Raw genomic sequence first — 6,817 nt, forward strand, 5'->3', positions numbered from 1 at the left:
CGGGCGTCCCCCGCGATTCCTAGCCCGCCAGGAGGCGGCCGCGCCCCGTCCCGACCAGGGCGGTGGCGCGGGCGCAGACCAGGTCGACGAGGCGCGGGTGCGGCCCGATGACGTCCGCGACGACCGACGCACCGGCGGCGAGGCTGTCGTGGCGCGCCTTGCGGTGGAAGTGCCCGGTCGCGAGGAGGTACGGCGAGACCGCGTCCCCCGGCCGGACGACGTGCTCGGGACGCGTGCCGAGCGCGGAGAGGGTGGCGAGCCGCACCGGTGCCCCCCACGCAGCAGCGAGGAGCGCCGCGGCCGCCTCCAGGTCGTCGGTGGCCAGCGGGTCGGAGGACCCGGCCGCGACCATCACCACCGGCTGGCCCGGCGTGGCGCCGGCCTCGCGCAGCCGGTCGACCTGCGCCGAGGCGAGCAGTGGGTCGGGGCCGAGCGCGCCGCCGAGGCGCACGAGCTCGGGCCGCTGCGCAGCGGCGACCGACCCGGGCAGGTCGTGGCGCAGGTGGTAGCCGGTCGACAGCAGGAGCGGCACGACCACGGTCGGCCGGTCGGTGGTCGCGACCACGTCGGTGAGGAGCGGCTCGCACAGCTCGACGTACGACGTCGTGGCCTCGACGCCGAGGCGCTCCCCCGCGGCAGCGGTCAGCTCGGCGGCGACCAGGTTGCCGGCGGTGGTGCGGGTGCCGTGCGCGACGGTGACCAGCCGGAGCCCCTCGAGCGGGGCGGTCACGGGGTCACCGCCAGCCGGTAGCCGCGCTTGACCACGGTCTGGATGCAACGGGTGCCGAGTGCGGCGCGGAGCCGGGCGACGGCCATCTCGACGGCGTGCTCGGAGCCGGCGGTGCCGGACGGCAGCGCGCCGAGCAGGTCGCGGCGCGACACGACGGTGCCCGGGTTGACGAGCAGCGCCTGGAGCACGGCGTAGGGGGCGGGCGAGAGCTTCACCTCGACCCCGTCGAGCAGCACGTCGTCGCCGTGCAGGAGGAGGGTGTGGCCGGCGACCTCGAGCGAGGTGCCGGCGGCCCGGGACGGGAGCTCGACCTCGAGCTGCTTGACCATCGCGGCCAGCCGCGAGCGCTCGGGGTAGATCGAGGGCACGCCCCACATCTCGAAGGCGGCCGCGGTGACCGGTCCGACGCAGGAGGCGACGACGTCGGCCTGGAAGGCGGTGACCACCTCGTCGCGGTGCCCGGTCGACGCGGCGGCCTGCATGACCGCGGCGACGGCCGGTGCGGCGGTGAAGGTGACGGCGTGCACCCGGCGGGCGGCGATCTCCTCGATCAGGCCGAAGAGCGGCTCGGGGTCGGCGGCGCCCTCGACGCGGTAGACGGCGACCGTCGTCACCTCGGCGCCGAGGCGGCGCAGCGCGTGCGCGGCCATCGACAGCGACTGCCCGTGCTCCTGCACGACGATCCGCAGGCCCTGCAGGTCGCGGCCGCGCAGGTGGCCGAGCACGTCCTCGAACTCCTCGGACTCCGGCGCCCACAGCTCGCGCAGGCCGAACCGGCGCAGCGCACCGACGCTCTTGGGGCCGCGGGCGAGGATCTCGGCGCGGCCGAGGTGGCCGGTGAGCTCCTCGAGCATCCCCCACCGCTCGGCGGCGGAGAACCAGGACTTGAGCCCGATGCCGGTGGTGGCGACGAAGATGTCGACCGGCCGGGACAGCACGTCCTTGGTCGCGTCGAGCAGGGCGACCTCGTCGATCCGGTTGGGGTCGACTGACAGCGCCGGGGCGTGCAGCACCTCCGCGCCGCGCCGCTCCAGGAGCGCGACCTGCTCCTCGGCACGGCGCGCAGCCGTCACCCCGATCCGGAAGCCCGAGAGCGGCTGGTCGCTGGTCACCACGCTCACAGTGTCTCTCGTCGGCCACCCACGACGACAATCCCGTCGACGACGTGGACGTCCCAGGTCGGTACGGCGACCGCCGGGTCGTCGAGGCACACGCCCGTGCGCAGGTCGAACGCCTGCTTGAGCAGCGGGCTGGCGACGAACGGCACCTCCTCCTCGCCGGCGGCGGTGCGCACCGTGCGCGAGCCGACGATGCCGCGGGCCAGGACCGAGGCCTTGCCGAACGGGTCGAAGTTCGACAGCGCGAACACCTCGTCGTCGTACGTGCGGAAGACGGCGACGGCCTCGCCGTCGACGAGGGCGGCGACGCCGGCCTCGCGGCGGACCTGGKCGAGCCGGCACACGGCCGTGCCGACACCGGTCTGGGTCTCGATCGTCATCGGGCGCCTCCGACCGGGATCGTGGACCCGAGCGACACGGGTCCGTCGTTGGTGGCGGCCTGGACCTGGCCGCGCTCCTCGCGGAAGGTGATGTTGGGGTCCGGGGTGTCCGGGGCGTTGACGAAGGACACGAAGCGGGCGAGCTTCTCCGGGTCCTCCAGGGTCGCCTTCCACTCGTCGAAGTAGGAGTCGACGTGGCGCGCCATCGCCGCCTCCAGCTCCGCTCCGAGCCCCAGGCTGTCGTCGACGACGACCTCGCGGATCCGGTCCAGGCCGCCGATCGCGTCCATCCAGTACGACGTGCGCTGCAGCCGGTCGGCGGTGCGGATGTAGTACATGAGGAACCGGTCGAGGTAGCGGATCAGCGTCTCCCGGTCGAGGTCGCCGGCGAGCAGCTGGGCGTGGGCCGGGATGGCGCCGCCGTTGCCGCAGACGTAGAGGTTCCAGCCCTTCTCGGTGGCGATGATGCCGAAGTCCTTCGACCGCGCCTCCGCGCACTCGCGGGCGCAGCCCGAGACGCCGCCCTTGAGCTTGTGCGGCGAGCGGAGGCCGCGGTAGCGCATCTCCAGCTCGATCGCGAGGCCGACGGAGTCCTGCACGCCGTACCGGCACCAGGTGGAGCCGACGCAGGACTTCACGGTGCGCAGCGACTTGCCGTAGGCGTGGCCGGACTCCATGCCGGCGTCCACCAGCTTCTTCCAGATCTTCGGCAGGTCCTCCATCCGGGCGCCGAAGAGGTCGATCCGCTGGCCGCCGGTGATCTTCGTGTAGAGGCCGAACTCCCTGGCGACCTCGCCGATCACGATCAGCTTGTCCGGGGTGATCTCGCCGCCCGGGATGCGCGGGACGACCGAGTAGGTGCCGTTCTTCTGCAGGTTCGCGAGGTAGGCGTCGTTGGTGTCCTGCAGCGTCGCGTTGCTGCCGTCGAGCACGTGGTGGTTGAGCAGGCTGGCGAGGATGGAGGCGACCGTGGGCTTGCAGATGTCGCAGCCGCGACCGCGGCCGTGGCCCTCGATGATGGCGTCGAAGCGGTTGTAGCCGTGCACGGCGACGACCTCGAAGAGCTCCTGGCGGGTCATCGCGAAGTGCTCGCACAGCGACTTGTCGACGGTCTTGCCGGTGGCGGCGAAGTGGTCCTCCACGATCTTCTTCACGACCGTCTTGCAGGAGCCGCAGGTGGAGCCGGCCTTCGTGCAGCGGGTGACGCAGCCGGCGTCGGTGCAGGGGCCGCCGTCGTTGAGGGTGGCGTCGTCGGAGACCGCAGCCTTGATCTGCGCCTTGGTGACGTCGTTGCAGGAGCAGACCTGCGCCTCGTCGGGGAGACCGAGCTCGACGCCGCCACCGCGACCGGCGGGGAGGATCAGCTCCTCCGGGTTCTCCGGCAGCGCCATGCCCGAGCCGACCATCGGCCGGAGCACGCCGTAGGCCGAGGCGTCGCCGACGAGGATGCCGCCGAGCAGCTCGAAGCCGCCGTCCGCGTTCTCGGTGACGACCAGCTTCTTGTAGATCCCGGCGACCGCGTCGGCGAAGACCAGCTCGAGGCAGTCGTCGGCGGCGCCGAACGCGTCGCCGAAGGAGGCGACGTCGACGCCGAGCAGCTTGAGCTTGGTCGACATGTCCGCGCCGGTGAAGGCGCCGGCCCCGCCGCCGAGCAGGGTGTCGACGACGACCTCCGCCATCGTGTAGCCCGGCGCCACCAGGCCGTACATCCGCCCGCCCGGCGCGGCGCACTCGCCGATCGCCCAGACGTGCTCGTCGGAGCTGCGGCACTGCTCGTCGACCAGGACCCCGCCGCGCTCGGCGACCTCGAGCCCGGCCTCGCGGGCCAGCGCGTCCCGGGGCCGGATGCCGGCGGAGAAGATGACGATGTCGAGCGGCATCGTCTCCTCGTCCTTGAACTTGATCCCGGAGACCTTGCCGTCGTCGTCGCCGTCGATGAGCTCGGTCATCACGCCGGTGTGGACGGTGAGGCCGAGCTCCTCGATGTGGCGCTTGAGCACCGCGCCACCGGCGTCGTCGACCTGGACCGCCATCAGCCGCGGCGCCATCTCCACGACGTGGGTCTGCACGCCCAGCTGGTGCAGCGCGTTCGCGGCCTCGAGGCCGAGCAGGCCACCACCGATCACCGCACCGGCACGGGCGCCCCTGCTGGCCTCGCGGATCGCCTCGAGGTCCTCGATGGTGCGGTAGACGAAGACGTTGTCGAGGTCCTTGCCCGGCACCGGCGGCACGAAGGGTGCCGCGCCGGTCGCCAGCACCAGCTCGTCGAAGTGGACGACCTCGCCGCCCGCCAGCGCGACCTGCCGGGCCTCCCGGTCGATGCCGGTGACCACGGCGCCGGTGCGCAGCGTGACCCGCGGGTCGTCGTACGCGCCCTCGGGGAGGAAGGAGAGGGCCTCGGCACCGACCTCGAAGAAGGACGTCAGCGCGACCCGGTCGTACGCCGGGCGCGGCTCCTCGCCGAGCACGACCACGTCGTAGGTCTCGGTGAGGCCGCGCTCGATGGCGGCCTGCACGAAGCGGTGGCCGACCATGCCGTGGCCGACGACCACCAGCTGCTTGCGGAGGTGCGGTGCCATGTCAGGACCCCTTCCTGGAGGTCGCCAGGTCAGCGCTGCTCGTGGTCGCGAGCAGCTCCCTGACGGTGGAGGCGCAACCACCGCAGCCGGTGGTCGCACGGGTGGTGTCGCGGACCTGCTCGAGGGACGAGCAGGCGCGGATCCGGCCGGCGGTGACGCCCGCGCAGGCGCACACCTCGGCGTCGTCGGGGAGCGCCCGGGCGACGTTGCCCGCGCTGTCCTCCTCGGTGCGCTCCGGCATGAGGAGGTTCCCCGGCTCGCGTGCGCCGAGGACTGTCTGCCGGTCGAAGTGCTGGGTGATCAGGCCGACCCGGGACAGGTCGCCGACCAGGGTGGCCGCCACGATCCGGCCGTCGCGGACGACGAGCCGGCGGTGCGAGCCGGAGATCGGGTTCGACACTTCGACGACCTCGCCACCGGCCGCGACCTCGCGCTCCGCGTCGCCGAGCACGGCGACGTCGAGGTCGGTGGCCCGCAGCCGGGCGACGACCCGCGCTCCGTCGTACCTCGCCGGCTCGCCACACAGGGCGGCGGCGAGGATGCCGGCCTGCTCCCAGGCCGGCGGGACGAATCCGGTGGTCCGCCCGGCGTGCTCGACGCAGTCGCCGAGCGCGTGGACCGACGGGTCGGTGACGCTGGCGAGCCGGTCGTCGACGACGATGCCGCGCCGGACCTCGAGGCCGGCCCCACGGGCGAGCGCGGTGGAGGGGCGCCCGCCGGCGGTGAGCACGACCAGGTCGGTGTCGAGGGTGAAGCCGTTGTCCAGGCGCAGCGCGACCCGGCCCGGGTTGCGCGGCAGCGGGTCGAGCACCCGCACCTGGCCCTGGCCGAGGACGCCGCCGGGGGCGTCGGCGGCAGGAGCGCCGTCCCTGGCGGGGTCGTGGACGTGGGCGTGGTCGTGGGTGTGCAGCCGGATCGCGCGGGCGCCGGTGTAGACGGCGACGCCGAGCTTCTTCAGGTCGCGGGCGAGGATCCGTCCGGCGGCCGTGCTGATCTGCTGGTGCAGCAGGTGCTCGGCGCCCTCGACGATCTCGGTGTCGAGGCCGCGGGTGCCCAGCGCCCGCGCGACCTGCAGGCCGAGCAGGCCACCGCCGACGACGACCGCGCGTCGGTTGGCCGGCCGGCCGTCCGCGTCGGTGGCGGTGACCGCGGCGAGCAGGCGCTCGCAGTCGCCGAGGCTGCGGAAGGCGTGCACCGCGTCGTGCAGCGAGCCGTCCATCCGGACCAGGCCGCGGATCGGCGGGAGCGTGGGGATGCTGCCGGTCGCGAGCACGAGCACGTCGTACTCGACGAGGGTGCCGTCGACGAGCATCACGTCGCGGTGGTCGCGGTCGACCCCGAGCACGCGGGCGCCCAGGCGCAGGTCGATGCCGTGCTCGGCGTACCACCCGGGCGAGCGCAGGGTGATCGACTCGACCCGGTGGGTGCCCTCGAGGACGGCGGAGAGCAGGATCCGGTTGTACGGCGCCACCGGCTCGTCGCCGAGCACCGTGATCGCGTAGCGCTCGGTCGCCCGGCGGGCCACCAGCTCCTCCACCAGGCGGGTCGCCGCCATGCCGGAGCCGACGACGACGAGCCGCTCCAGCGGCTGGTCGGGGCGGTGGCTCTCGGTCATGTCTCCATCGTGGTGGCGCGACATTTCACGTCCGGCGCGCGCCGTGGACCTCGACGTCAACTACTCCTCACAACCTCACCGGCCTCACGGGATCACCGTGTGGCCACGGTCACGGACGGGTTAGCGCGACCGGCTTCAAGCCGCCGGTGGTTGAGGTGCGAGGCCGCCCGTGGCCGAGCCTCGAAACCACCGGCACCGGCGCACCGGACTGTGCCCACCGCAGTCCGCCCAGAAGGCCCGGAGGTTTCGAGGCTCCTCGCTGGCGCTCGTCGCACCTCAACCACCGGGAGTCCGGCGAAGAGCCCAGGCCTGCCGCCAGGCGGACTGAGCCACCCTCCGGAGGCAACCGCGGCGCGGCAGCGTGGCGCCCGCGCCGGAGGCGCGTCGAGGGCAAG

General features: G+C 73.7%; 5 protein-coding genes. All 5 read right to left on the reverse strand.

The annotated features are described in order from the left end of the window. Positions 1-19 precede the first annotated feature (19 nt). The 5 genes from L615_RS03390 to L615_RS03410 are packed head-to-tail and all read right to left on the reverse strand — an operon-like array spanning position 20 to position 6,422. The gene (locus L615_RS03390) at positions 20-730 is read right to left on the reverse strand and encodes a sirohydrochlorin chelatase (RefSeq protein WP_186449708.1); all 711 of its coding nucleotides are present in this window, start codon (positions 728-730) and stop codon (positions 20-22) included. Beyond that, on the reverse strand, positions 727-1,845 hold the full coding sequence (locus L615_RS03395; RefSeq protein WP_261376539.1) for a uroporphyrinogen-III synthase: 1,119 nt from the start codon (positions 1,843-1,845) through the stop codon (positions 727-729). The genes L615_RS03390 and L615_RS03395 overlap by 4 nt, the downstream gene beginning before the upstream one ends. Before the next feature lie 2 nt (positions 1,846-1,847). Further along, the gene (gene nirD, locus L615_RS03400) at positions 1,848-2,228 is read right to left on the reverse strand and encodes a nitrite reductase small subunit NirD (RefSeq protein WP_145724121.1); all 381 of its coding nucleotides are present in this window, start codon (positions 2,226-2,228) and stop codon (positions 1,848-1,850) included. Beyond that, a complete protein-coding gene (gene nirB / locus L615_RS03405) occupies positions 2,225-4,807 on the reverse strand; it encodes a nitrite reductase large subunit NirB (protein ID WP_145724122.1) in 2,583 nt (860 codons plus the stop codon). The genes nirD and nirB overlap by 4 nt, the downstream gene beginning before the upstream one ends. 1 nt (position 4,808) lies before the next feature. After that, positions 4,809-6,422 (reverse strand): FAD-dependent oxidoreductase, encoded by a 1,614-nt coding sequence (locus L615_RS03410; protein ID WP_186449709.1) that lies wholly within the window; start codon positions 6,420-6,422, stop codon positions 4,809-4,811. Positions 6,423-6,817 lie beyond the last annotated feature (395 nt).

The organism is Nocardioides sp. J9 (assembly GCF_007829375.1).
Lineage (GTDB): Bacteria > Actinomycetota > Actinomycetes > Propionibacteriales > Nocardioidaceae > Nocardioides.